Source organism: Proteus alimentorum (assembly GCF_002607735.1).
GTDB lineage: Bacteria > Pseudomonadota > Gammaproteobacteria > Enterobacterales > Enterobacteriaceae > Proteus > Proteus alimentorum.
Map to the genome: position 1 here is coordinate 1 of NZ_NBVR01000042.1, position 23,124 is coordinate 23,124.

18 protein-coding genes and 1 pseudogene are annotated in these 23,124 nt (G+C 37.9%); 10 read left to right on the forward strand and 9 right to left on the reverse strand.

Annotated elements, in window-relative coordinates:
- Positions 1–84 precede the first annotated feature (84 nt).
- Positions 85–354 (forward strand): annotated as a pseudogene (locus B6258_RS16355) (tyrosine-type recombinase/integrase); the annotation flags it as partial.
- Positions 355–590: 236 nt separating this feature from the next.
- Here B6258_RS16355 and B6258_RS16360 read toward each other — a convergent pair.
- On the reverse strand, positions 591–2,300 hold the full coding sequence (locus B6258_RS16360; protein ID WP_099076159.1) for an AIPR family protein: 1,710 nt from the start codon (positions 2,298–2,300) through the stop codon (positions 591–593).
- A gap of 355 nt (positions 2,301–2,655) precedes the next feature.
- Positions 2,656–3,909, reverse strand: a complete 1,254-nt coding sequence (icd, locus tag B6258_RS16365; RefSeq protein ID WP_006537208.1) for an NADP-dependent isocitrate dehydrogenase — start codon at positions 3,907–3,909, stop codon at positions 2,656–2,658.
- Positions 3,910–4,047: 138 nt separating this feature from the next.
- Here icd and rluE point away from each other — a divergent pair, with 138 nt between their 5' ends.
- From rluE to B6258_RS16405, 8 genes are all read left to right on the forward strand, one after another.
- Positions 4,048–4,677 (forward strand): 23S rRNA pseudouridine(2457) synthase RluE, encoded by a 630-nt coding sequence (gene rluE, locus B6258_RS16370; RefSeq protein ID WP_099076160.1) that lies wholly within the window; start codon positions 4,048–4,050, stop codon positions 4,675–4,677.
- The gene (locus B6258_RS16375) at positions 4,670–5,119 is read left to right on the forward strand and encodes an NUDIX hydrolase (RefSeq protein ID WP_099076161.1); all 450 of its coding nucleotides are present in this window, start codon (positions 4,670–4,672) and stop codon (positions 5,117–5,119) included. Before rluE ends, B6258_RS16375 begins: the two co-directional genes overlap by 8 nt.
- Before the next feature lie 108 nt (positions 5,120–5,227).
- Entirely contained in the window at positions 5,228–6,331 is a 1,104-nt protein-coding gene (gene mnmA / locus B6258_RS16380) for a tRNA 2-thiouridine(34) synthase MnmA (RefSeq protein ID WP_099076162.1), read from the forward strand.
- Between the two features lie 2 nt (positions 6,332–6,333).
- Positions 6,334–6,963 carry a high frequency lysogenization protein HflD gene (hflD, locus tag B6258_RS16385; protein WP_099076163.1) on the forward strand — a complete coding sequence of 210 codons (630 nt, stop codon included), beginning with the start codon at positions 6,334–6,336 and terminating at the stop codon, positions 6,961–6,963.
- Between the two features lie 31 nt (positions 6,964–6,994).
- The gene (gene purB / locus B6258_RS16390; protein ID WP_099076164.1) at positions 6,995–8,365 is read left to right on the forward strand and encodes an adenylosuccinate lyase; all 1,371 of its coding nucleotides are present in this window, start codon (positions 6,995–6,997) and stop codon (positions 8,363–8,365) included.
- Positions 8,366–8,579: 214 nt separating this feature from the next.
- A complete protein-coding gene (gene phoP, locus B6258_RS16395) occupies positions 8,580–9,254 on the forward strand; it encodes a two-component system response regulator PhoP (protein WP_075672656.1) in 675 nt (224 codons plus the stop codon).
- A 1-nt stretch (position 9,255) separates the two neighbouring features.
- Positions 9,256–10,719 (forward strand): two-component system sensor histidine kinase PhoQ, encoded by a 1,464-nt coding sequence (phoQ, locus tag B6258_RS16400; RefSeq protein WP_099076165.1) that lies wholly within the window; start codon positions 9,256–9,258, stop codon positions 10,717–10,719.
- A gap of 185 nt (positions 10,720–10,904) precedes the next feature.
- Complete coding sequence (locus tag B6258_RS16405; protein ID WP_099076166.1) at positions 10,905–12,026, forward strand: ribosomal protein uL16 3-hydroxylase; 1,122 nt, start codon at positions 10,905–10,907, stop codon at positions 12,024–12,026.
- 98 nt (positions 12,027–12,124) lie between these two features.
- Here B6258_RS16405 and B6258_RS16410 read toward each other — a convergent pair whose 3' ends face one another.
- The 6 genes from B6258_RS16410 to lolC all read right to left on the reverse strand — a co-directional run bounded on the left by B6258_RS16410 (position 12,125) and on the right by lolC (position 18,232).
- Entirely contained in the window at positions 12,125–12,403 is a 279-nt protein-coding gene (locus tag B6258_RS16410) for a hypothetical protein (protein ID WP_099076167.1), read from the reverse strand.
- Positions 12,404–12,791: 388 nt separating this feature from the next.
- Complete coding sequence (gene pepT / locus B6258_RS16415; RefSeq protein WP_099076168.1) at positions 12,792–14,036, reverse strand: peptidase T; 1,245 nt, start codon at positions 14,034–14,036, stop codon at positions 12,792–12,794.
- Between the two features lie 52 nt (positions 14,037–14,088).
- The gene (cobB, locus tag B6258_RS16420; RefSeq protein ID WP_099076169.1) at positions 14,089–14,946 is read right to left on the reverse strand and encodes a Sir2 family NAD+-dependent deacetylase; all 858 of its coding nucleotides are present in this window, start codon (positions 14,944–14,946) and stop codon (positions 14,089–14,091) included.
- 85 nt (positions 14,947–15,031) lie between these two features.
- On the reverse strand, positions 15,032–16,279 hold the full coding sequence (lolE, locus tag B6258_RS16425; protein WP_099076170.1) for a lipoprotein-releasing ABC transporter permease subunit LolE: 1,248 nt from the start codon (positions 16,277–16,279) through the stop codon (positions 15,032–15,034).
- Positions 16,279–16,989, reverse strand: a complete 711-nt coding sequence (gene lolD / locus B6258_RS16430) for a lipoprotein-releasing ABC transporter ATP-binding protein LolD (protein ID WP_420820601.1) — start codon at positions 16,987–16,989, stop codon at positions 16,279–16,281. The genes lolE and lolD overlap by 1 nt, the downstream gene beginning before the upstream one ends.
- A gap of 40 nt (positions 16,990–17,029) precedes the next feature.
- Entirely contained in the window at positions 17,030–18,232 is a 1,203-nt protein-coding gene (lolC, locus tag B6258_RS16435; protein ID WP_099076171.1) for a lipoprotein-releasing ABC transporter permease subunit LolC, read from the reverse strand.
- Between the two features lie 194 nt (positions 18,233–18,426).
- On the opposite strand from lolC, the gene mfd reads away from it, so the two are divergent.
- Positions 18,427–21,876, forward strand: coding sequence for a transcription-repair coupling factor (mfd, locus tag B6258_RS16440; protein WP_099076172.1), 3,450 nt, complete (start codon positions 18,427–18,429; stop codon positions 21,874–21,876).
- 69 nt (positions 21,877–21,945) lie between these two features.
- Here the strand turns inward: mfd and umoD are convergent, their stop codons facing one another.
- A complete protein-coding gene (gene umoD / locus B6258_RS16445) occupies positions 21,946–22,446 on the reverse strand; it encodes a flagellar biogenesis regulator UmoD (RefSeq protein ID WP_099076173.1) in 501 nt (166 codons plus the stop codon).
- Between the last annotated feature and the right edge of the window lie 678 nt (positions 22,447–23,124).

Sequence of the window (23,124 nt, forward strand, 5' to 3'; positions counted from 1 at the left end):
CGGACTTTTTTCATCATGACCTCTGCAAATTAAAGGGCAGAAAATCTAATTATAGCTGTCTTATTTTAGGGGAAGTGGACAATTCATTACTTTCATACCACTTCACAATCTAAACGTGGTGATCAAGTTACTGCAAATACGCTAACGACTAACTTTAAAAAGGCGAGAAATAAAACAGATATTGATTGGGGAGAAGGAACGCCTGCAACATTTCATGAACAGCGTTCTTTATCTGAAAGGTTATATCGAGCACAAGGTATAAACACTAAAGATTTACTCGGTCATAAGAACCAAATTCAAACAGATAAATACCATGATGATCGAGGGAAAGATTGGATCAAAGTAGTGATATAAATAAACTCTATGTGTATTAAACAAGAATGTCAGTATATTATGCTAGATATAGCATAATATACTGACTAGACCATATTTCTTTATTTTAAATTTTTCAACTTTTCTGTTTCATTTCAATTATTTTAGAAAAGTGATTTCGCAGTAAAACTATAGATGATATCAACCTTGCTAAGGTCTAATATCATCTGCTGCTTAATTATGAAGCGAACCTTATTTTTCAGAAGAGAATATCCTAGTTAATCTTCTGAATGAAGAATCGAATTTAGATGATCCTTAAAGCGCACTTGAATCATTTTACGAGCATCTGTTAGATTAACATTAGTCGTATCAAAACTCTTAAGTGCTTTTTCTAAGAGATTAATACATTGTTCGTAGTTTAAATCACTTCGAATTTTATGCATATAAAGTATATAGAAAATTTTCTGTTCTATTTTTTGGATACTATCAGTTGATAATGAATATGCTTTTTTAACATTAAAGTAACAATCGATTATTTCGGGAGCCTCGGATAAATTAAAGTTTGCTTCACTAAAAATTTCATCGTAATACTTGCCAAAAATATGTTGCTTTTGATTTGATGATTTCTCTGGGAATCCTTGTATAGCAAAAAGTATCTGGCCAAACTGCTCCATGCTAATTTTATAACGGTATTCTTTTTTATCATCCATTCCAGTATCGCCACTTTTTCTAGAATAGATAATATCGTGGGCATCTAGTAGCTGTTCCAACTGTATTTGCAATGTGCTTAATGATTTAAGATCCACGTTTGAAATGGAATTTTGGCTATTTGTATACTCAGCTATTTTATTTGCAGTTTCACTACTCGAAGCATTAAAAATTCGCACAAGAATTTCGCTTTTTGAAAGAAACTCCGTAATGTGGGATTTATCTGTAGCATTAAAATCATGAAAAGTCCTAAGTGTCTGACCTCCATTCAGTACCTGAATGCCTGTAAGACTAATTCTAACTTTTCTATTTCCATTTACAGGATATGCTTTAATATCATTAGCAACAATGGTTAAGCCATTATTATACATGAAGAACTTCCCTGGTTCCTCTCGAAGGGTTTTGGCTATTCCTCCATTATATCGTGATCGCTGAACTAAACCCCTTACGTTATCAAACAGTACACTAAAATCTATCTTTTCTTCAGCTAACTGTTCAATACTCTCACAATTATGCTCTAAACGTAGATCAACATTTCTACATGTAATCCTTATCACATCAGCAGCGTTCAATCGAACAACATATGATTTTGATGTCGATATTGAGCTTTCAGAGTAGGACATTAATGCATCATTATCGATTATCAATTCAGCATTAATAGGAGCCGGTCTTATTGACATAATACTAGCAATATGAGGCAAACATATCGATATCACTTCCATGTCATAAAAACTTTTTAGTTGCTGGATGGCACTCTCGTCATGCTCTATCGGAACCATTTCATTACTGATCATATAAAGCGAAAGCTTCCAAACATCGTTACCATTAAGCATTTCATTGACAGATTGAACATATAATTTAAGCTTTCCATCTAAACCAGTTATGCTTTCGTTCATTATACAATTGACTAGTTTAGTAGAAATAAAAGCTTCATTAAAACTTTGCTTTTGATCTGATTTAAATTTTTCACGAAATTTAAAGTTGAATAATTTTATCTCTTTATTTTCCTCATCAATGAAAAATGCATCAATACCATGGTCATCATAACGATCACCTGTTAAATAAGTATTATATTCTGTATCAGTAATATAATTACTTATCTTATCAATATCTTTTTCATTACAAAGAGACTCAAGCATAAACAGGTAAAAACCAAATCTTTGTTGAAGTTTAGTATCAATAACAGGATTAGTGAATGCATTTGTTTTACTGAAAAGGTCAAAATATTTTTGGTATTTAATATTTAGTAATTTGAAATCATTAATACTGACATACGACATAAGAAAATCCCTTCAGGCAGGAGATACTTTTTATGTATTATACCAGATATATATCCAATACCTGTGATCAACTATGTATTATCTATCAATAAAGCCATACTTGAATTAGAGTAATTTTTATATCCAATCTTTCGTAAATAGATATATATCCTCTCTCCATAAAAAATTATAAATTAACATTCGCTCTCCTTATCAAGGATAATTGGCTCATTTTCACCTAAAATAACTCATATAAATTTAGAGGTTTTAGCTAGTTTTGATAATTCGTTTTGATAACTTTTTGATAACCGTTTCAAAATTGACAATAAAAAACGGGAACTAATAAGCTCCCGTTAACTATTTATCAAATCAACAATTACATGTGTTTGATAATCGCGTCACCAAACTCGCTACATTTTAGCAGTTTAGCGCCTTCTAATTGACGCTCGAAATCATAAGTGACAGTTTTAGCGGCAATCGCGCCTTCCATACCTTTAATGATTAAGTCAGCAGCTTCTGTCCAACCCATGTGGCGTAGCATCATCTCAGCGGAAAGAATGATAGAACCAGGGTTAACTTTATCTTGGCCTGCATATTTAGGTGCTGTACCGTGTGTTGCCTCAAATAAAGCACACTCATCACCAATATTTGCACCTGGAGCGATACCAATACCCCCCACTTGAGCTGCTAATGCATCAGAAATATAGTCACCATTTAGGTTCATACATGCGATTACATCATACTCTGCTGGACGTAATAGGATTTGTTGCAAGAACGCATCAGCGATAACATCTTTAACGATGATTTCTTTACCTGATTTTGGATTCTTGATTTTAACCCAAGGGCCACCATCTAATAATTCGCCACCGAACTCTTCGCGAGCTAACTCGTAGCCCCAGTCTTTAAAGGCACCTTCGGTAAATTTCATAATATTACCTTTGTGTACCAATGTAACTGAATCACGGTCGTTATCGATAGCGTATTCAATTGCCGCACGAACTAAACGTTTAGTTCCTTCTTCTGAACAAGGTTTAATGCCAATACCGCAATCTTGTGGGAAGCGGATCTTGGTTACACCCATTTCATTTTGCAGGAATTTAATCACTTTATCTGCTTCTGCTGAGCCTGCTTTCCACTCAATACCTGCATAGATATCTTCTGAGTTTTCACGGAAGATAACCATATCAGTTAGTTCAGGTTGTTTAACTGGGCTTGGAGTACCTTTGTAATAACGTACTGGACGTAGGCAAATATAGAGGTCTAGTTGTTGACGTAATGCAACGTTTAATGAACGGATACCACCGCCAACTGGGGTAGTAAGAGGACCTTTAATAGAAACACGATATTCACGGATAAGATCTAAGGTTTCTTCTGGTAGCCAAACATCTTTACCATAAACCTGTGTTGATTTTTCGCCGGTGTAGACTTCCATCCACTCAATCTTACGTTCTTTGCCGTAAGCTTTTTCAACTGCAGCATCAACAACTTTTAACATTGCTGGCGTAACATCGATACCGATACCGTCCCCTTCGATATAAGGGATAACCGGATTATTTGGAACAACAAGCTTACCTTTAGCATCTAGTGTAATTTTAGCGCCATTAGCCGGAACAACTACTTTGCTTTCCATTTACCTCTCCTTTCATGTAAGCGCATGCTTTGTTAATTTTTTGTAAGAGACCTGTCAATACTACTTGATTATTCAGCTAACGCCAATCGCTTCTCTTTTAAGGTATAATCAATCTCCCATTTTTTACAAAAATTAACTATGGCAAATCAACTTAAAAATAGCGCTAAATCGAGAAAACATCACACGCCATCAGCACAAAGAAAACCCGTGCGCCCAAGAGGTGAGCGTAAAGTCGTTATCTTCAACAAGCCCTTCGATGTTCTTGTTCAATTTACAGACGAAAATGGCAGAAAAACACTAAAAGATTTTATTCCTGTTCGTGATATTTATGCTGCTGGACGTTTAGATAGAGACAGTGAAGGACTTTTAGTCTTAACAAATGATGGAAAGCTACAAGCAAAATTAACACAACCGGGTAAAAAAACAGGAAAAATCTACTATGCTCAGGTTGAAGGGAGCCCAAGCGATATCTCATTACAACAATTTAGAGATGGATTAGCGCTTAAAGATGGCAAAACATTACCTGCACAAGTCGAAATAGTTGAACAACCTGAATGGTTATGGGCGCGAAATCCGCCAATTAGAGAACGTCAAACTATCCCGACAACTTGGTTAAAAATAACGTTATTTGAAGGTAAAAACCGTCAAGTGAGACGAATGACGGCACATATCGGTTATCCAACATTGCGTTTGATCCGCTTTAGTATGGGAAATATTACATTGGATAATTTATTACCCGGTGAATGGAAGGAGATTGATTTTGTTTAAACCTAATGTGACTGTCGCTTGTATCGTTCATGCAAAAAATAAGTTTCTCGTTGTTGAAGAAACGGTCAATGGAAAAGCAACTTGGAATCAACCAGCTGGACACCTTGAAGCCAATGAAACACTGATTCAAGCGGTTCAACGCGAATTATGGGAAGAGACTGGATTAACACTTCCCGTTCAGTATTTTCTTAAATTACATCAATGGATTGCCCCAGATAAAACGCCTTTTCTACGTTTTCTTTTTCTTATTGAAGCGCAAGAACAATTGGAAACTCAACCTCAAGATAGCGATATTGATTGTTGTCACTGGGTTAGCGCCGATGAAATTATGCATAGCCAGCAATTACGCTCACCGTTGGTAAGAGAAAGTCTACTTTGTTATCAACAAGGTCAACGCTATCCCTTATCTCTTTTAAGCAGTTTTGGCGATCCTTTCCATTAAATGATGACGAAAGAAAAACAAGGCATTAAAAACAGAGCAAGACTTGATGCACCTGTCTCTGTGATATGGTAAAGTATGGCGCTTATTTTTCCGCAGTGAGATCCAGTCATGTCAGATAACAGCCAAAAAAAAGTCATCGTAGGAATGTCCGGTGGCGTAGATTCATCCGTCTCAGCCTATCTTCTTAAGGAACAGGGATATCAGGTCGTTGGTCTGTTTATGAAGAACTGGGAAGAAGACGACGATACAGAATATTGCTCAGCCTCTACCGATCTTGCCGATGCGCAAGCTGTGTGCGATAAACTTGGCATTGAGCTTTATACCATCAATTTTGCTGCTGAATATTGGGATAATGTTTTTGAACACTTTTTATCCGAATATAAAGCGGGCCGCACCCCAAACCCAGATATTCTGTGTAATAAAGAAATAAAATTTAAAGCATTTTTAGAATATGCAGCTGAAGATTTAGGTGCTGATTATATTGCTACTGGTCACTACGTTCGCCGTCGTGATATTGATGGCAAAAGTCAATTACTTCGCGGTGTTGATAATAACAAAGACCAAAGCTATTTCTTATACACATTAAGTCACGAGCAAATTGCACAAAGCCTTTTCCCTGTTGGCGAAATGGAAAAACCTGAAGTCAGAAAAATTGCTGAAAAACTTGAGTTAGCGACAGCAAAGAAAAAAGATTCAACAGGTATTTGTTTTATCGGTGAACGTAAATTTACCGATTTCTTATCGCGCTATTTACCTGCAAAGCCCGGCGCTATCGTGACTGTTGATGGTGAAACCATTGGTGAACACCAAGGCTTGATGTATCACACATTAGGTCAGCGTAAAGGCTTAGGTATTGGTGGTACAAAAGATGGCGGAGAAGATCCTTGGTATGTCGTTGATAAAGATGTTGAGAACAACATTCTTGTTGTCGCTCAAGGCCATGAACATCCAAGATTAATGTCTGTCGGTTTAATTGCTCAGCAGTTACATTGGGTATCGAGAGAACCTATTACTGAAGCTTTCCGCTGTACTGTTAAAACACGATATCGCCAACCTGATATTGCGTGTACAGTAACACCATTAGGTGAAGATAAAATTGAAGTCCGCTTTGATTATCCTGTTGCAGCAGTGACTCCGGGACAATCAGCCGTCTTTTATCAAGACGAAGTCTGTTTAGGTGGCGGTATCATTGAAACCCGTATTCAGGAGTAGATGTGGCTAAAGATTTTCGTGATATAACACTTGCATTGGCAGGCATCTGCCAAGCAAGTCGTCTTGTTCAACAAATTGCTTACCAAGGTAGTGCGAACGAGAGCGATGTTGAAGTGATGGTTAACAGTGTTTTTAATCTCAATCCAACTTCAACATTAGATGTTTATGGCAATCAAGTCAGCCACTTAAAATTAGGCTTTCAAACACTGAAGGCCATTCATCAAGCGGTAAGAAGAGAAAAATTAACGCTTGAATTGATGACTTACCAGCAAGGTTTAATCAATCTAGAGCGTCTTATCAATAGAAATGATGATTACAGCTCTCGTTTATCGCAAAAAATTTCTCAATTGGAGCGCCAAAAAAGTTACTTTGAACCCATGTCTGAAGGTGTATTTAATGCACTTGCGGGCGTTTATGTTGATGCAGTTAGCCCTGTTGGCCCTCGCATTCAGGTTCACGGCTCAATTGATTTGTTAAAGAACCCTATTATCCAAGCTAAAGTTAGAGCGTTGTTATTAACTGGCATTCGTAGTGCTGTGCTCTGGCGTCAAGTAGGTGGTCGTCGTTTTGATTTTTTACTGCATCAAAAGACTATCCTGCGACAAGCTGATGATTTTCTCGCTCAATGTTAATACTTTAAATTCAACCTGGGAGTTGCCAACAATGGAATTATCTTCGCTGACAGCGATTTCACCGATTGACGGTCGTTACGGTAGTAAAACTTCGTCATTACGCTCTATTTTTAGTGAATTCGGTCTTCTGAAATTCCGTGTACAGGTAGAAGTTCGCTGGCTACAAAAGCTGGCATCTTGCGCCGACATTAAAGAAGTTCCAGCCTTTGAAAAAAACGCAAACGATTACCTTGATGCGATTGTTGCTAACTTCAATGAAGAAGATGCAGCTCGTATTAAAACTATCGAACGCACCACTAACCATGATGTAAAAGCCGTAGAATATTTCTTAAAAGAAAAAGTGGCGACCATCCCTGCTTTACATCAGGTTTCTGAATTTATTCACTTTGCTTGTACTTCTGAAGATATTAATAACCTGTCTCATGCCATCATGCTGGAAACAGCACGCCAAGAGATCTTATTACCCGCATGGCGTGAACTTATTGATACCATTAGTAAAATGGCGCAAGAATACCGTGATTTACCACTGCTTTCTCGTACTCATGGTCAACCTGCGACACCATCTACAATTGGTAAAGAGTTTGCTAACGTTGCCTACCGTATGGAACGCCAATATCGTCAACTAACACAAGTTGAGATCTTAGGTAAAATCAATGGTGCAGTGGGTAACTATAATGCCCACTTAGCGGCATATCCTGAAGTAAACTGGCATCAATTTAGTGAAGAGTTTGTCACTTCATTGGGTATTACATGGAACCCATACACAACTCAAATCGAACCACACGATTATATTGCGGAGCTTTTTGATTGTATTAGCCGCTTCAATACTATCTTGATCGATTTCGACCGTGATATTTGGGGTTACGTAGCACTGAATCACTTTAAACAAAAAACTATTGCGGGTGAAATTGGTTCATCAACTATGCCTCATAAAGTAAACCCTATTGATTTTGAAAACTCTGAAGGAAACTTAGGGTTAGCAAATGCAGTTATGGGACATCTTTCTAGCAAATTACCTGTTTCTCGCTGGCAACGTGACTTAACAGACTCAACGGTACTGCGTAATTTAGGTGTTGGTATGGGTTATGCGCTGATTGCTTATCAATCAACCATGAAAGGCCTTAATAAACTTGAAGTGAATGAGAACCATCTTCGTGAAGAATTAGACTGCAACTGGGAAGTATTAGCAGAGCCGATTCAAACTGTAATGCGTCGTTATGGCATTGAAAAACCTTACGAAAAACTAAAAGAGCTGACTCGCGGTAAACGCATCACAGAACAAGATATGGCCGTTTTCATTGATGGTTTAGAACTACCGGAAGATGAAAAAACACGCTTAAAAGCAATGAAACCTGAAAGTTATATTGGTTTTGCAACTCAACTTGTTGATAAATTAAACTAATTTACCTCTCTAAAAAGGCAGATAACATCTGCCTTTTTTTATCACTCAAACACAAAGAAAACTATCTATAACCTAAACACTTTGCTAGATACAGTGTTTTTTAAGCGATAGATTGTCTATGATGAGCCCATATTTTTATCTGATAGGTTGACTATCATTTCCTATATTTATTTTACAACAGTGAATTTTTGCTGATTGTACTCAAGGTGGAATAATGCGGATCTTAATTATTGAAGATAATATCTTACTTCGCCATCACTTATCTGTGCAATTTCGTGATGCAGGACATCAGGTTGATGCAGCAGAAGATGCCAAAGAAGCAGATAGTTTTATTGCAGAAGGTACACCTGATGTTGCCATTGTGGACTTAGGGTTGCCAGATGAAGATGGCATTAGCCTTATTCGTAGATGGCGAGAAAATAATATTACCCTACCAATAATGGTCTTAACAGCACGAGAAAGTTGGCAAGAAAAAGTTTCAGCGTTAAATGCGGGTGCTGATGACTATGTGACAAAGCCCTTTCATTTTGAGGAAATTGTTGCACGTATTCAGGCATTAATGCGAAGAAATATGGGAATTGCATCACAAACCCTCGCTATTGAACCTTTTGAATTGGATTTGTCACGTAAAGAGTTCATGATTTCAGGAGAGCAAATTAAGTTAACCGCGTTTGAATATACAATTTTAGAAACCTTGATGCGCAATCAAAATAAAGTTGTTAGCAAAGATGCATTAATGCGTCAGTTGTATCCAGATGCTGAATTAAAAGAAAGTCACACTATTGATGTACTAATGGGCCGCTTACGTAAAAAAATCTTAGAAAAATACCCTGATGACGTGGTGGTTACAGTACGTGGACAAGGCTACCGTTTTGATATGAAACCTTAATATGCAAAAAAAGCAACGCTCTCCACTCTCATTACGAACGCGTTTTTTACTTGCAACTAGTGCCATAATTTTGGCACTTACGCTCTCTTATGGGTTAGTTGCCATTGTCGGTTCGATTGTTAGTGTAGATAAAACCACTTTCATGCTGATGCGTAGTCAAAGCAATCTTTACTACAGTTTAGCGCAGTGGGATAAGGGCAAGCTGAATATTGAGTTTCCCATAAACCTTCATAATAATAACACCTCACTGGTGATCATTTTTGATGATAAAGGCAGTGTCTTATGGACGCCTCCCGATTTACCCAAAGCTATTCCGGATAGTATTAAACATAAATGGCGCCATGAAGAAGGCTTATTTGAGATCTCCGTTGATATCAAAACAACACGGCTGATGTTAAAGCAGTTACCGCAATATCGTGTTTATCTTAAACGCCTTGAGGAATACTCCAGTGATGAGTTTTTAACTCACTCAGTTGTAATTAATCATTATCCTGCAGCGGATAATATGCCTTATATGGCGATCGCGGTTATCGATCCTATTCCTCAACGTATGCAAAAAGTCAGTCAAGTTTGGGATTGGTTCTTATATATCATTCTTGCAAATCTATTTTTGGTTGTTCCTTTAATTTGGTTGGCTGCACATTGGAGTTTAAGGCCCATAAAACAAGTTATTGAACAAATCAGTGCATTAGAAAAAGGGACTCGCAATGATTTGGATGAAAACCCGCCAACCGAGTTAAAAGGCTTAGTCCGAAATTTAAATGTGTTATTGCGAAATGAACGCAGTCGTTACAGTAAATATCGCACAAGTTTATCTGATCTTACCCACAGTTTAAAAACACCACTTGCCGTGTTGCAATCAACATTACGCTCTTTACGTTCAGGCAAACCGATGGCGATAGAGCAAGCTGAACCTATCATGCTCGATCAAATAGAACGCATCTCACAACAAGTCGGTTATTACCTGCACCGAGCGTCCATCCATGGTGATCACGATATTACCACGCGAAAACTCCATTCACTCTCAGGATTGCTAGATAATCTTTGCAGTGCATTAAGTAAAGTTTACCAGTCAAAAGGCGTTGATTTAACACTCAATGTTTCGCCTGAAATCATGTGGTTAGGTGAGAAAAATGATTTTATGGAAGTGATGGGCAATATTCTTGATAATGCCTGTAAATACTGCTTAGAATTTGTTGAAATCAATGTTAGCAATAATGAAAGTAGTGTAATAATTATTGTTGATGATGATGGTCCGGGCGTTAGTCCTGAAAAAAGAGAGGCCATTTTCCAACGAGGAATAAGAGCAGATGCTCTGCGTCCTGGACAAGGTTTAGGATTATCTATCGCGGCAGATATTATTGAACAATACAGTGGTGAAATTACGATTACCGATAGTCCTTTAGGGGGAGCTCGTATCACTGTAACCTTTGCAGAGCAGCAACTTACTACTGAGCGTGAATAATCATTGTTAATAAAAAGCCTCTTTCTTTTTTTAAATTACCGCTAAATATACGGCATTATGTATGATATCTGTTCAGTTATTATCGTGTGACTCGCTATTACTCACATTGCTCAAAGGAATGTTTAGCAGGAAGTTAAAATTCATTATACTATGGCTTCAGGCTTCCCGAATTCAGGATATACACAATGGACTATAAACTTAATTTAGATTGGCAATCATTCCTCGAAAGCCATTGGCAAAAACGCCCTTTATTAATTAAAAACGGCTTCTCTCGTTTTGTTGATCCTTTATCTCCTGACGAACTTGCTGGTCTTGCAATGGAAGATGAAGTCGATAGCCGTCTTGTTAGCTGTCAAGACGGACAGTGGGGAGTCAAACACGGGCCTTTCGAGCACTTTGAAGGTCTTGGTGATAAAGATTGGTCTTTACTTGTACAAGCCGTCGATCACTGGCATTTTCCTAGTGCGGCATTAATGAAGCCATTTCGTGTGTTACCCGATTGGCGTATTGATGATTTAATGATCTCTTATTCTGTTCCCGGTGGTGGTGTAGGCCCACATCTTGATCAATATGATGTCTTTATTATTCAGGGACAAGGTCGTCGTCGTTGGCGTGTGGGGGAAAAAATCCCAATGAAACAACACTGCCCTCACCCTGATCTGCTTCAAGTTGATCCTTTTGAAGCAATTATTGATGAAGAGTTAGAACCGGGCGATATTCTTTATATCCCACCAGGATTCCCACATGAAGGCTATGCGATTGAAGAATCGCTAAACTACTCTGTTGGTTTCAGATCGCCGAATGCTCGTGAACTTTTCAGTGGTTTCGCTGACTATGTGCTAGCAAATGATTTAGGTAGCTATCGTTATAGCGATCCTGATCTCACACCGCGTGAAAACCCAGCATTAGTGCAGCATCAAGAGTTAAATAAGCTACATGACATGATGGAAGATTTACTTGCTCAACCAGAAGTATTCCGTCATTGGTTTGGTGAATTTATTTCTCAATCTCGTCATGAACTTGATCTCGCAGTTCCAGAGCCTTTGTATGAAAATGCGGAAATTCATGATTTGCTGCAACAAGGCGAGCAACTTCATCGTTTAAATGGCCTTCGCGCACTGCGTGTTGGTGATAACTGTTTTGTAAATGGCGAATTAATCGATACTGATCATATTGAAGCAGCAGATGCACTTTGCCAATATGATTATATTGATAAACAACACTTAGGTGATGCACTAGCTGATCCGAAATTTGTGCGTTTATTAACACACTTAGTTAACCAAGGTTATTGGTATTTTGAAGATTAATTATCACTAATTTTCAATTATAAGTTACAAAGCCTTGCCATATTTATGGCAGGGCTTTTTATTATTAGAAATATTAAAAATATATCTTATTTTAAAATCTAACGAATTAAATAACTTATTGATTCTTTTAAAAGCACTCTTGTATTATGAAAGAAGAAAGGAATTGCGACAAAAAAAGTACTTTGTAAGAAAAAGAGTAATAACGTATGTTTGCTATTTGTTGCATAAAGAGAAAATGAGATTAAAAAAGTTATTAAAAAATAGCTAAAAATAATCATAAACGATTGCTGCTCAGATTTTTTTATCACTTTATTTTTATAAGACCTGAGTTGATCTTCTATTACAGGTTTTAATAATTTTCCTGTTATGGTTTCCATTCAATATCCTTATATTATATTTGTTTATTTCACTATAATTATAAAGGAAATCCAGTAAATTCAATTTATCAAGGAGTTATTAATATTAAGCCTATATTAAAAGTTTAAGAGTAAATAATATGTAAGCCTATTATTATAAAATTATTCTATTTTTAATTAAGTAAACTTCCCCATTAACATTCCGTCTATTTTCCAGCCAGTTATCCTATTTTATGTCATCAATTCCCTCTAAGCTAAAATGAGTTTTTTATTGCATTGATATCATCGGTGGATCAAATACCATTTAGCTGAAAATAAAAATCGCCCAGAAAAATCCATTTAGCCATTATTAAAAAAATAATAGCCGAAATATCGGCTATTATTTTTATTTTCGAAGCTCAATAAGCGATTAGCTAATCACTTTAGTCTTTTCTCTTTCAGCCGTTATTTCAGCAATGCGCATAATCACACTCACCGCCGCTTCCATGCCTTCTAAAGAGATAAATTCATGCTTACCATGGAAATTATACCCCCCTGTAAAAATATTAGGGCAAGGTAATCCACGGTAAGAAAGTTGAGCGCCGTCTGTTCCACCACGAATAGGCTTGATATTTGGCTCAATATCACAATCAATCATGGCTTGTTTGGCTATTTCAATGATATGAGGGAATTGAACAACTTTATCATGCATATTGTAATAGCTATCATCAATCGTTAGCTCAATATAGCAATCAGGGTGCAGGCCCTTACCCACTTTCTCTGCAATCGCAATCATATTCTGTTTACGCTTTTCAAATAAGTTACGATTAAAATCACGGATAATATAATGCATTTCCGCTCTTTCTACCGAGCCTTTGATACTTTGCAGATGGTAAAAACCTTCATAGCCATCAGTATTTTCTGGAGTTTCATCAACAGGGAGTTCTTGATGGATGCGTGTTGCTAATCCTAATGCATTAACCATCACCCCTTTTGCACTGCCTGGGTGAACATTGTTACCGACAATTTTGATATTCACCGATGCAGCATTGAAGTTTTCATATTCCAATTCGCCAACACCACCACCATCAACGGTATACGCCCAGCTTGCGCCGAATGCTTTTAAATCTACATAATGCGCACCACGCCCGATTTCTTCATCAGGCGTAAAAGCGATGCGAATATCCCCATGAGGTCGATTGGTTTCTTTTAAGCGCACCATCGCAGTGATAATTTCAGCAATACCCGCTTTGTCGTCTGCACCCAGTAATGTTTTGCCATCCGTAGTAATTAATGTTTTACCAATCATTGAATGTAAGATTGGGAACATAACTGGCGATAACACTTCATCACCAATACCTAAAGCAATATCACCACCACGATAATCTTCAAGCACTTGTGGTTTTACATGTTTTCCTGAAAAATCAGGAGATGTATCAAGATGCGAAATAAAGCCAATAACGGGCACTGGCCAAGATACATTGGATGGTAAACTTGCCATTACACATCCTTTGTCACTGAGCGTTACATCGGAAAAACCCAGTTTTTTTAATTCTTGAGCCAATGCCTTAGCAAGTTTTAATTGTCCATCACTGCTTGGTGACATTTTTGAAGAAGGTTTTGATTGTGTATCAAAATTAATATATTCAAAAAAACGTTCTAATAATTTATCCATTTTGCCCCCTAAGATCTCTCTAAGAACAATAATAGGGAACTCTATAAAATAATTATTGCGTCAAATCAGCTTTAGGATCATTAATTAATTCAAACAATTTATGAACATATTCATCAACGACCTGACTTGCAGGACCATAATGTTTCTCTTCAAATTGGCTTTCAACCAAACTGGGTTCAAGATTTAACTCTACGGTATGAGCGCCTGTTAACCGAGCTTCGTGGACAAAACCCGCAGCTGGATAAACATTTCCAGATGTACCGATAGAGATAAAAATATCCGCCTCCGCCAAAGCACGATAAATCTCTTCCATACCAATAGGCATTTCACCAAACCAAACAATATGCGGGCGTAGTGGTGATGGGAATTGACAACAATGACAACGATCGGTTGTTTCTAAGTTCCCCTTCCACTCAAATACTTGACGAGATTGAGGACAACGCACTTTCAGCAATTCGCCATGCATATGCAAAATATGTTTACTGCCTGCTTTTTCATGCAGGTTATCAATATTTTGCGTCACCAGTAAAAAATTTTCTTTACCTAAACATTGTTCTAGTTTCGCTAATGCATAATGCGCTTCATTAGGTTGAATAGAGGGTTGTTGCAATTGGCGACGACGTTCATTGTAAAACTGCTGAACCAATTGGGGATTGCGTTGATAACCTTCAGGTGTTGCAACATCTTCAACGCGATGTTCTTCCCACAATCCATCTTCTGATCGGAATGTTTTAATTCCTGATTCAGCCGAAATGCCAGCCCCTGTTAATACAACAACTTTGGGTAAATTCATTTCATGTTCCGTTTTATGGGTTAGATGAAAATAGCGACAACGTGAATGTTGTCTACGCAAATTCTTAATTTTACGAAACTTCCTAAGCCGACGATGACGAAGTTTAAGTTTCATCATTACAATCCTTGGTTTTCAAGTTTAAATATCGCGTTTCTTATCTTCATTAGTTTAAGCATTTTTTCTTCTTTGTATGTCAATAAACTTATTGTCCACTTAAAATTCTTGCAGGATCTAGTTTAGTGGCTCGACGTGCCGGATACCAACTCGCTATCAGGCTTAAGATCACAGTGGTGATAAATACAGAGAAAACGTCAATTAAATGCACTTCAGAAGGGAGGAAATCGACGAAATAAACATCGCCAGACAACACACTATGTCCCGTTAATGATTCAATAACAGACACTAATGGCGTTAAATTATAAGCAACCAATACACCAAATATTACACCAGCAACACAGCCAATCATGCCTGATAATAAGCCATACCATAAAAAGATATTCCGAATATGGCTATCTCGTGCGCCTAGCGTTCGTAAAATAGCAATATCACTACTTTTATCTCTTACTGCCATAATCAGTGTTGAGACAATATTAAAACACGCTACACCAATCACTAAGATCATCGATAAATACATAATGCTACGGATCATCTGAATATCGCTATACATATAGCCATAGTCGCTTATCCAACTTTTGGCATAAACATATTCTTTGCTATTTAAACCTGCATTATGAATAATTTCATTCGCGAAAAAAGGATCTACTGTTTTCACTTCAATCCCTGTAATGCCTTGCCCATAATCCATATAGTGTTGAGCATCGGCTAAAGGAATTAAGGCTAATTGGTGATCGAGCATCCCACTTAATTTAAAGATACCACTGACTTGTAGGCGAATACGTTTAGGCTGTAATAGCTTAGTTGGATCATCATTATTCGGGATTAATACCGTTAACCAATCACCCTGTTTAATTTTTAATGCATCTGCAACACCTTGCCCAATAATAATTTGTTGCTTACCAGCCTTAAAATTTTGCCATGCATTGTTTTGTACATATCGAGGTAATAAGCTGATATCACCTTGTTTTTCAGGTGAAACCCCCATCACTTGTACTGCCTTTAACTCTGTTCCTTTTTCTAACAATCCCGTAAGTAAAATATAAGGAGCCGCAGCGACAACACCTTGGGTATTTTCAATACGAGGTAATGCTGATTGCCATTGTACAAATGGCTGTTCTACTGAATAAATTTGTCCGTGAGGCACCACAGATAAAATGCGATTTTTTAATTCACGTTCAAACCCATTCATAGCACTTAAGCCAATAATTAAGACAGCAACACCAAGCATAATACCCAGTGTTGAAATAACTGAAATTAAAGAAACCATTCCCGCACGTTTTCGCCCTCTTGAAAAACGTAATGCGGTCACTAATGCAAGTGGCAATTGCGCCATTATTTCACTCCTGAAATTGCGTTTTGTGACTGTAGTTGACCATCTTTCATTTCAAGTTGGCGCTGAAAACGAGCAGCCAGTGATAAATCATGCGTTACGACCAGAAAAGCGGTTTGTTTTTCTCTGTTCAACTTAATCAACAATTCAAAAATCCCTTCTGCATTTTTCTGATCAAGATTACCCGTTGGTTCATCAGCAAGGACTAATGCAGGATCGTTCACTAATGCTCTCGCAATCGCAACACGTTGTCTCTCACCACCAGAAAGCTCTGAAGGACGGTGATGAGCGCGACCTTTTAACCCAACCGCTTCAAGTAAAGACATCGCTTTTTCTTTCGCAACTGAAGCGCTCGTGCCACCAATCATCAGTGGCATAGCAACATTTTCAAGTGCGGTAAAATCAGGTAATAAATGATGAAATTGATAAATAAAACCCAATTGGCTATTACGTAGATCAGCCTTTTCAGAAGAGGTTAATTTATTAAGTGATTGCCCTTTAAAAAAGACTTCACCTGATGTTGGTGAATCTAATCCACCCAGTAAATGTAATAAGGTACTTTTTCCTGAGCCTGAACTTCCCACTATGGCAAGAAAATCGCCCTTCTCCATTTTAAAAGAGACTGATTTCAGCACTTGAGTGGAAATAGAACCATCTTGATATTGTTTACATAGGGCGTGGCAATCCAATAAACCATCTTTGTTAATTTGCATTTGTTTTTCTGATGCCATGGGTTGTTTATTCAAAGAAGAATTACTCATAACGTAGCGCCTCTGCTGGCTGAATAGCCGCGGCCCGCCAAGACGGGTATAAAGTGGATAAAAGGGAAATGACAATAGCGGAGAAACCAATCATAAAGACGCGCCCCCACTCCAGTGTTGCGGGCAATTCCACACCTTGAGGGATAAGTCCTACCGCTGGCATAATGACGTTTAATTGGCTTGAAAGTAATGCGCCTAACAGCCCACCAGCCACTGCCCCTAAAATACCTGCTCCTGCACCTTGTAGCATAAAGATGGACATAATCTGAGCGCGTTTTAAGCCCATAGTTTGCAAGATAGCAACTTCACCTTGTTTTTCCATGACCAACAAAGAAAGTGAAGTAATAATATTAAAAGCTGCCACCGCTATAATTAAGCTTAATAATAATCCCATCATATTTTTTTCCATTTTAACCGCTTGGAAAAATTCACCTTTACGCTCGCGCCAATCTCTCCAACTTAGATTTTTATCTAAAGGTTGGGCACTGTATTTTTCAATATTGAGAGGATCAGTAAAGAAAAGACGCCATCCTGTAATATTACCTGGCTGATAGCGCATTAAACGCGCTGCATCTTGCTGATTCACTAAGAGTTGTGAGGCATCTGCATCACCACCACTTTGGAAAATACCTTTAACGGTAAATAACCGTTGGCTCGGTAATCTCCCCATTGGCGTTAATTGGCTCACGCTTGGCACAATAAGGCGGATATTATCACCTTCTTTTGCTTTTAACTGTTTAGCTAGGCCACTTCCTAAAATCACACCATAATCACCCGCTTTTAACATAGAAAAATCGCCATAACGAATATGTTTCGTTAAAGGTTCATCTTGCTCTTTTTCTATACCCAGCATGACACCAACGCTGATATTGTCTTTACTTTGCAAAACAACATCGCCTTCTACTAAAGGCGTCACGTTTATGATACCTTCACGCGTCAGTAATCTTTCAGCTATATTGGGATCTCGGGGTAATTGCCCGTTAGGTGATGTCACGATTGCTTGTGGAATATAAGCAAGAATGCTTTCTTGCAATGAACGTTCAAAGCCATTCATGACAGAGGTCACTGTGATCAGTGCCGCTACACCTAACATAATCCCTAAAGCGGATAGCCATGAGACGAAGCGACCGAATTTATCGACCGCACGACCCCGCATATAACGGAGCCCTATATAAAATGAGACAGAATTGTACATGAAATCTGTGCTGTTCCTGTTGCTAATGCGAAGTGTTCAGGGATAATAAAGGGTAGTCTTACTGAATGGAACCACTCTATTCCCAAACTGTGGTTTTTTCTTTTATCTTAACCTGCCCGCCAGTTTAAGCTTTAGCCATTAAGCTAAAGATGTGTTGGGAGTTAACTACAACAAAGAGTTCACATTACACGCTTATGTCCTCAGAATATCGTTATCAACTTCCTATAAAACAAGGGGATACTCGTCAGCTAGGTCAACTGACTGGTGCCGCTTGTGCTCTAGAATGTGCAGAGATCATCAAACGTCACTCTGGATTAGTCGTTCTTGTTACTCGTGATATGCAAAATGCGTTGCGTTTACAAGATGAAATCCGTCAGTTTTGTGATTATCCAGTAGAGACATTATCGGATTGGGAAACGCTGCCATACGACAGTTTCTCACCGCACCAAGAAATTATCTCAAACCGCCTTTCTACGCTATACCGTATTCCATCACTTCTCAAGGGAATTTTAATCTTACCTGTCAATACGTTAATGCAGAAAGTCTGCCCTACGGATTATCTCGCAAGTCATGCGTTGGTAATGCAAAAAGGAGAGGTACTTTCTCGTGATAATTTACGTAAAACGTTAGATGGAGCGGGATATCGCCACGTCGAGCAAGTATTAGAGCATGGGGAATACGCTACGCGTGGTGCATTATTAGACTTATTTCCTATGGGAAGTGAATTTCCTTATCGTATTGATTTTTTCGATGACGAAATAGATAGCCTGCGTACTTTTGATGTCGATACACAGCGGACATTAGCTGAAGTTGATCAAATTAATTTACTGCCTGCCCATGAATTCCCAACAGATGCAAATGCGATCGAAATTTTCCGTAGCCAATGGCGTGAACGATTTGATGTAAGACGTGATCCTGAACATATTTATCAGCAAGTCAGTAAACACATATTGCCAACGGGTATTGAATATTGGCAATCCCTGTTTTTTGAACAACCCTTATCTCACTTATTTGCTTATTTTCCTAAAAACACATTGATAGTGACGCAAGATCTACACGATTTTGCAGAAAAATTTTGGCAAGACATTAATCAACGTTTTGAAAGCCGTCGCGTTGATCCTATGCGACCCCTGTTACCACCTGATGATATTTGGCTGAATGTTGATAAATTTAATAAAGAGTTAAAACAGTGGCCTCGTATTCAACTTAAAACAGAAACGTTGCCAGAAAAAGCGGGGCAGACCAATTTAGGCTATCAACCCCTTCCTGATTTATCGATTAACGCTCAAAGCAAATCACCTTTAGATAACTTACGCCGATTCCAAGAACAATTTTCAGGCAGTGTTATTTTCTCTGTTGAAAGTGAAGGACGACGTGAAACCGTACAAGAGCTTTTATCGCGGATAAAAATAGCCCCCAAGCAGATCATTGAATTATCGGATGCTCAAGAGAAAGGTTTTTACTTTATCATTGGTGCGGCTGAACATGGATTTATTGATAGCCATCGTCAATTAGCCATGATCTGTGAAAGTGATATGTTGGGTGAACGCGTTAATCGTCGTCGCCAAGACAATCGTCGCGCTATTAATACAGATACTTTAATTCGTAACCTTGCTGAATTAAGCATAGGACAACCGGTTGTCCACCTTCAGCATGGTGTTGGTCGCTATCAAGGAATGACCACTCTCGAAGCGGGTGGCGTTAAAGCTGAATACTTGATGTTAAGCTACGCGGGCAATGACAAGCTTTATGTACCTGTTTCATCACTGCATTTAATCAGCCGTTATTCTGGTGGCGCCGATGAAAATGCCCCACTGCATAAATTGGGTGGCGATGCATGGGTAAGAGCGCGCCAAAAAGCCGCCGAAAAAGTGCGTGATGTCGCAGCAGAGTTATTAGATGTTTATGCTCAGCGTGAAGTAAAAACAGGCTTTGCCTTTAAAATGGATAAAGAGCAGTACCAGTCATTCCGCCAAAGCTTTCCTTTTGAAACAACACCTGATCAAGAAATGGCTATCAATGCTGTACTTAGCGATATGTGCCAAGCCATTTCAATGGATAGATTGGTGTGTGGCGATGTCGGATTTGGTAAAACAGAAGTGGCAATGCGTGCCGCATTTCTTGCCGTGAACAACAATAAACAAGTCGCCATTTTAGTGCCAACCACCTTATTGGCTCAGCAACATTTTGATAATTTCCGTGATCGTTTTGCTAATTGGCCCGTTAACATTGAGATGATCTCACGTTTTCGTAGCGCAAAAGAGCAACAGCAAATTACAGAAAAATTGGCTGAAGGAACGGTTGATATTGTCATTGGTACACACAAACTCCTGCAACCTAATATCCAATGGAAAGATTTAGGGCTATTAATTGTCGATGAAGAGCACCGCTTTGGGGTTCGTCACAAAGAGCGGATAAAAGCCATGCGTGCAAATGTCGATATTTTAACGCTAACAGCAACACCTATTCCTCGTACGTTAAATATGGCAATGAGTGGCATGCGTGATCTTTCCATTATTGCAACACCACCAGCACGTCGTTTATCCGTGAAAACCTTTGTACGAGAATATGATGACTTAGTGGTGCGCGAAGCTATCTTGCGTGAAACATTGCGTGGCGGACAAGTTTATTACTTGTATAACGATGTTGAAAATATCGAAAAAGCACGCGATAGACTGGCTGAACTTGTTCCTGAAGCACGTATTGGTATCGGTCATGGACAAATGCGTGAACGTGAACTTGAGCGTGTGATGAATGATTTCCATCACCAACGTTTTAATGTGTTACTTTGCACCACAATTATTGAAACTGGTATCGATATACCAAGCGCGAACACCATTATTATTGAACGTGCCGATCACTTTGGTTTAGCGCAATTACACCAGTTACGTGGTCGCGTAGGTCGTTCTCATCATCAAGCTTATGCTTATTTGTTGACACCACATCCTAAAGCAATGACAAAGGATGCGCATAAACGTTTAGAAGCGATTGCTTCACTGGAAGATTTGGGGGCAGGTTTTGCATTAGCGACTCATGACCTCGAAATTCGAGGTGCCGGTGAATTATTAGGTGAAGAGCAGAGCGGTCAAATGAATACCGTCGGCTTCTCTCTTTATATGGAATTGCTAGAAAGTGCGGTAGAAGCGCTTAAAGAAGGTAGAGAACCCTCACTTGAAGATCTCACCAATCAACAAACTGAAATTGAATTAAGAATGCCAGTCTTGTTGCCTGATGAGTACATTCCTGATGTAAATGTCAGACTTTCATTCTATAAACGAATAGCCAGTGCTATCGACTTAACAGAGCTTAATGATCTAAGAGCAGAGTTAATTGATCGATTTGGTAAATTGCCTGATGCTGGGCGTTATCTACTGCGTAATGCGGCGATTCGCTTAAGCGCAATGAGCTTGGGTATCACGCGAATTGAAGCCCATGATAAAGGTGGATTTATTGAGTTTGGTGAAAAGAACAAGGTTGATCCAGGATATTTAATCAGCTTACTTCAAGAGCAGCCTGCTATTTTCCGTTTAGATGGCCCATCAAAACTGAAATTTATTACTGATTTAACTGAACGCGAGAAACGACTCACTTTTATTGATGATATGTTAAAGGCATTTGATGAGCATAAAATAGCCGCACTCTAACGGTTATCGAATTAACAGAAAGGCGTAATAAAGTAACTTTATTACGCCTTTCTTTTTATATTGTTAGGTTTATTCTTTGCGGCAAGGTACTTTTTCATTCATAGAACAATAAGGTTCTTGTTCTAAAATCAACCTACCATCAGGATCTAACGCGATAACTTCACCGGGTTTAAACGTGGTACGGACTTTGCCCGGTGTTCCATCGATAGTATAAAGTACATCGTAACCAACGATTCTACGCTCTTGTCGATAAATCGGGATGCACTCTTTAAATTGAGGATAAGGGAAATTAGCAATATTGCTGTTATTGAGTGCTTCAATCATATAAAACACTCGACACTCTTGTTCTGCTGGGTGAAATCGTGACAATTTTTCTGGTGTAAAAGGTGTCGGTAAGCCAATTCGATGACAATACTCTTCTGTCACAAAAACGGTCGATTTAATAGGTGTAGCCGAAACGACATGAGCGTATTGAGGCTGGGGAAATACCCACCTCCATATAATAAATGAAAGAATAGCTAATACAATGATTAGTCCTATTAGTGTGTACTTTCTGACATTAACACCCACTTTTACCCCTTTTTATCTGTTTTATCCTTAATTGCTACAGATACGTAATAAAAGCCACTGTTTCACGCTAACTGGCTAATATATTGAGTATTCAATAAATAAATTCTCTAATCTGATAGCTTAATTCAACATCCATGCTGATTAACATAATAAGTAAACTACGTATTTATGACATGTTAAATACACCACTTATTTCTGTTTTAATTACTTAATTAAATAAATACTGACTACATTCTTAATGACTTACACATTATATTAAGATAGATCTTAATTTATTAAGCTGAAAAAATAGAAATCGTTATCCTATTTATAATACATCATTATGATAACACTAAGTTAACAAATGTCGCCTAAAAATAGGAGATATTTCATATTTAACTCATATTATAAAATTTACTTTTAAGATTTATAAAATTATTTTACCCACTTAAACATGAGTAAAAATAACACGTTAAGCATATCTTTAATAATTTTCACTTATTAGCTTTCTAATATAAAGCTACGAAATACCATAACATTTTATTTGATGAATTAATGAATTAAACATCATTTTTTATTTAAGAAAAGTCTTAAATAATTTAGCGTAATAAATAAAATAAACGCTATCTTTAATATTACAAGTTTGACCTTAATGATAAAATTATATTTATCATTGTTCTATTGAGCTTTAGAGTTATT

Excerpts from the sequence above, each read along its gene's own strand:
- lolD (WP_420820601.1), bottom strand. The coding sequence starts at position 16,989 with ATGCAAATTAACAAAGATGGTTTATTGGATTGCCACGCCCTATGTAAA.
- B6258_RS16360 (WP_099076159.1), bottom strand. The coding sequence starts at position 2,300 with ATGTCGTATGTCAGTATTAATGATTTCAAATTACTAAATATTAAATAC.
- purB (WP_099076164.1), top strand. The coding sequence starts at position 6,995 with ATGGAATTATCTTCGCTGACAGCGATTTCACCGATTGACGGTCGTTAC.
- lolE (WP_099076170.1), bottom strand. The coding sequence starts at position 16,279 with ATGGCGCAATTGCCACTTGCATTAGTGACCGCATTACGTTTTTCAAGA.
- B6258_RS16405 (WP_099076166.1), top strand. The coding sequence starts at position 10,905 with ATGGACTATAAACTTAATTTAGATTGGCAATCATTCCTCGAAAGCCAT.
- pepT (WP_099076168.1), bottom strand. The coding sequence starts at position 14,036 with ATGGATAAATTATTAGAACGTTTTTTTGAATATATTAATTTTGATACA.
- B6258_RS16410 (WP_099076167.1), bottom strand. The coding sequence starts at position 12,403 with ATGGAAACCATAACAGGAAAATTATTAAAACCTGTAATAGAAGATCAA.
- mnmA (WP_099076162.1), top strand. The coding sequence starts at position 5,228 with ATGTCAGATAACAGCCAAAAAAAAGTCATCGTAGGAATGTCCGGTGGC.
- phoP (WP_075672656.1), top strand. The coding sequence starts at position 8,580 with ATGCGGATCTTAATTATTGAAGATAATATCTTACTTCGCCATCACTTA.
- phoQ (WP_099076165.1), top strand. The coding sequence starts at position 9,256 with ATGCAAAAAAAGCAACGCTCTCCACTCTCATTACGAACGCGTTTTTTA.
- mfd (WP_099076172.1), top strand. The coding sequence starts at position 18,427 with ATGTCCTCAGAATATCGTTATCAACTTCCTATAAAACAAGGGGATACT.
- lolC (WP_099076171.1), bottom strand. The coding sequence starts at position 18,232 with ATGTACAATTCTGTCTCATTTTATATAGGGCTCCGTTATATGCGGGGT.
- rluE (WP_099076160.1), top strand. The coding sequence starts at position 4,048 with ATGGCAAATCAACTTAAAAATAGCGCTAAATCGAGAAAACATCACACG.
- cobB (WP_099076169.1), bottom strand. The coding sequence starts at position 14,946 with ATGATGAAACTTAAACTTCGTCATCGTCGGCTTAGGAAGTTTCGTAAA.
- icd (WP_006537208.1), bottom strand. The coding sequence starts at position 3,909 with ATGGAAAGCAAAGTAGTTGTTCCGGCTAATGGCGCTAAAATTACACTA.